Genomic DNA, 2,410 nt, shown 5'->3' with positions numbered 1-2,410 from the left:
TTCGAGCACCAGTTTGGCTTTGAATTGGGGGGTGTATTTTTTCGCTGAATTTGACATGCACTTGATCCTACTCCTATTTGGACTCGTTGTCGCTCTCGGAGTGGTCTAATTTTTAGGGGGCATTTCAGCCTTTGTCAGCAAAGACTTTGCCAAACAACTGCTGTAATAACTGGGGGACTGGGTGTACGGTCGTCAGTATTACCGGGAGTCAGGATGATGTTAAGCAGTTCGCCTCGGTCATTGACCACCAGATGCAGTTTGAAGCCGAAGAACCAATCGACCGAAGTTTTGCCACGAGCCGCTAAGTTTTCAAACACTTTGTGTTGTTTGATGCGGCGATTATGACAGACTTTGATGCAAGTGGAGTCGATAAAACTGATGCCGCTGCACTTGCCAAAACATGAGCGCAAATAGGCGCACATCGGCACAAGCGTTCCGGGAACCCATTCGATGATGCGCGTAGCTGACAACTCCCGGAAACGCATTCGCCCACTCGCATTGCACCTTCTCTTGATAGTAGGTTTTGAAATTGCGGTAACACGATTGATGGAATGCAATCAGAATCGTCATAATTTCACTCAAGCTCATGCTGCGCGCTCGATTACGCAGTTTAAGTCCACTGCCTAAAAGTTGTTGCTTCCATTGCGGTTCAAAGGTTTTGCAGAAATCATCGACGGAGCAAAGGAGTTCTTCTAGACTAAGCATGAGGGCAGACTGGGCAAGATTTTAGCATTTTCAGCCTATCGGGTTTGCCCCTTTCTTGTCCTTACAGGTGTAGGTTTGTGTTGAATCTGTGAGCAAGGACTATTTCAGTTCGATAATTTAGAGACAAGAGAATCTGGAGGGGTCGCCATGCTGCGAAACTCTTCGCTTAAACAATGGAATCGGGTTGTCAGTGCCCAATTTCCGCATCTGAGTCTCTCGCAAGTCACAGGGTTGAGCTTGTGGAGCTTTGGGATCGCCTTGACGCAATCGAGCAGCCTGAGTCGGGTGTCGCAAAGCATTGCCCGCTTGAACGCAGAACGACCGAATACCGTGCGACAACGATTAAAAGAATGGTACGAGGAAGCCAGCTATGGCGCGACAATAGTATTGGCTCAACCGACAATTACGTTGCCCACCTCAAACTTTCTAAATTAGAGATCAACTTCTCATTTAGAAACCGGATCAGATTGCAGGGTTCATTTCACATCGCCGCCCCAGTTGACATCGACTCCTCGCCCCAGCACGCTGACCGAGTCAGTGCATGATGACCAGAGATTGGAGATTCTAGTGATGCCACTATACGCGATTCTTCACACTGATATTGAAGGGCTACATGACCACAGCTGCACGTTAGTCACCGCCGCTTCTCGCATTGAGATTGTCCAACAGATGATTGCCAACCCCCATCGCTGGCATCCCTTCCTAGCACAGCTATACCCGGATGACGGTGATCCGCGCAGCGTCTGGTGTCGGGTGCAAAGTGAAACCCTATTGCCGGAAACCGTATTGACATGGATTGACCAGAGCTACTGCACCGATAACGCGGAAATGCTGCGAATTCAAGCGGTTGAGCCGCAATCGCTGGCACACCTCCGGGTACAAACGCGATGGATCAGTGCTCAAGCTCCAGAGAGTTTCCTCGATGCCTCTGGCACACGGGTATGTGCTCGCAATTCTGAACCAACGAACCCTTCGGCAATTCACGCTCACGTTCCAGAAACAATCAAGTCGTTAATGGCTGCTTATATTCAGCTGAGACAGCAAAAAGGGAGCATAATCGCGGCTCAACTCGTTCAACTCAAGCAGCAGGTGCTGATTGAACTGCAATCAGTTCAACAACAGGAAATCGACTTTACCGCACAGCAAACTCAGCTACTCGAACACCTCTGTCCCCACTTGGCGATCGATGCCAGAACACTCTCAACGACCTCTGAGTTTCAGCAATTTGTGCGCTCGATGTTTGCTCCCCCGAAAGTCGGTGTCATCACACGTCCCCTACAAGTGCTGCAAAATCCAATCGATTGGGCACTCAACACTCTACCTCACCCGCTACAACTGCATCCGATCGAAACGCTCCAACACTCTAAAAATCCTGAATCGCTCGCGTCTGTTGTCCAGATGCAAGTGAATCTGGGCGATTGGTCGCAGACGATCGCAGTTCCCATCGACGCACTGCAAGACGGTCTGCTTCCCCGCTATCAAGCGGCTTACACCACCGGGCAGTGGCTCGAAGTCGCTGTCCAACTTGAACCGCACTTGACTCGACTCCCGATCGCCTCGTACCGCCAGGTAGGGTTGGCTCAAGAGCTAGTGTGTCTGCTCGCCTACATCGGTGAGTTGTTCAATACGACGGGAATGGTCGATCGCTTGAATCAACTGCCAGTCTGAACCCAAAAAATTTAGGTCACGCTCATGTTCAATCCTC

At 50.2% G+C, this 2,410-nt stretch carries 2 protein-coding genes and 1 pseudogene; 2 read left to right on the top strand and 1 reads right to left on the bottom strand.

Annotation, left to right across the window (positions count from 1 at the left end):
* Positions 1–127: 127 nt before the first annotated feature.
* A pseudogene (locus ACQ4M5_RS41660) lies at positions 128–705 on the bottom strand (IS982 family transposase); the annotation flags it as partial.
* A 147-nt stretch (positions 706–852) separates the two neighbouring features.
* Here ACQ4M5_RS41660 and ACQ4M5_RS41655 point away from each other — a divergent pair.
* Positions 853–1,140 (top strand): hypothetical protein, encoded by a 288-nt coding sequence (locus tag ACQ4M5_RS41655; protein WP_430681676.1) that lies wholly within the window; start codon positions 853–855, stop codon positions 1,138–1,140.
* Between the two features lie 135 nt (positions 1,141–1,275).
* Positions 1,276–2,373, top strand: a complete 1,098-nt coding sequence (locus ACQ4M5_RS41650; protein WP_430681675.1) for a hypothetical protein — start codon at positions 1,276–1,278, stop codon at positions 2,371–2,373.
* Positions 2,374–2,410: the final 37 nt, after the last annotated feature.

Origin of the sequence: Leptolyngbya sp. AN10, assembly GCF_050565645.1 — a bacterium.
GTDB lineage: Bacteria > Cyanobacteriota > Cyanobacteriia > Leptolyngbyales > Leptolyngbyaceae > Leptolyngbya.
This window is presented reverse-complemented; position numbering and strand designations above follow the sequence as displayed.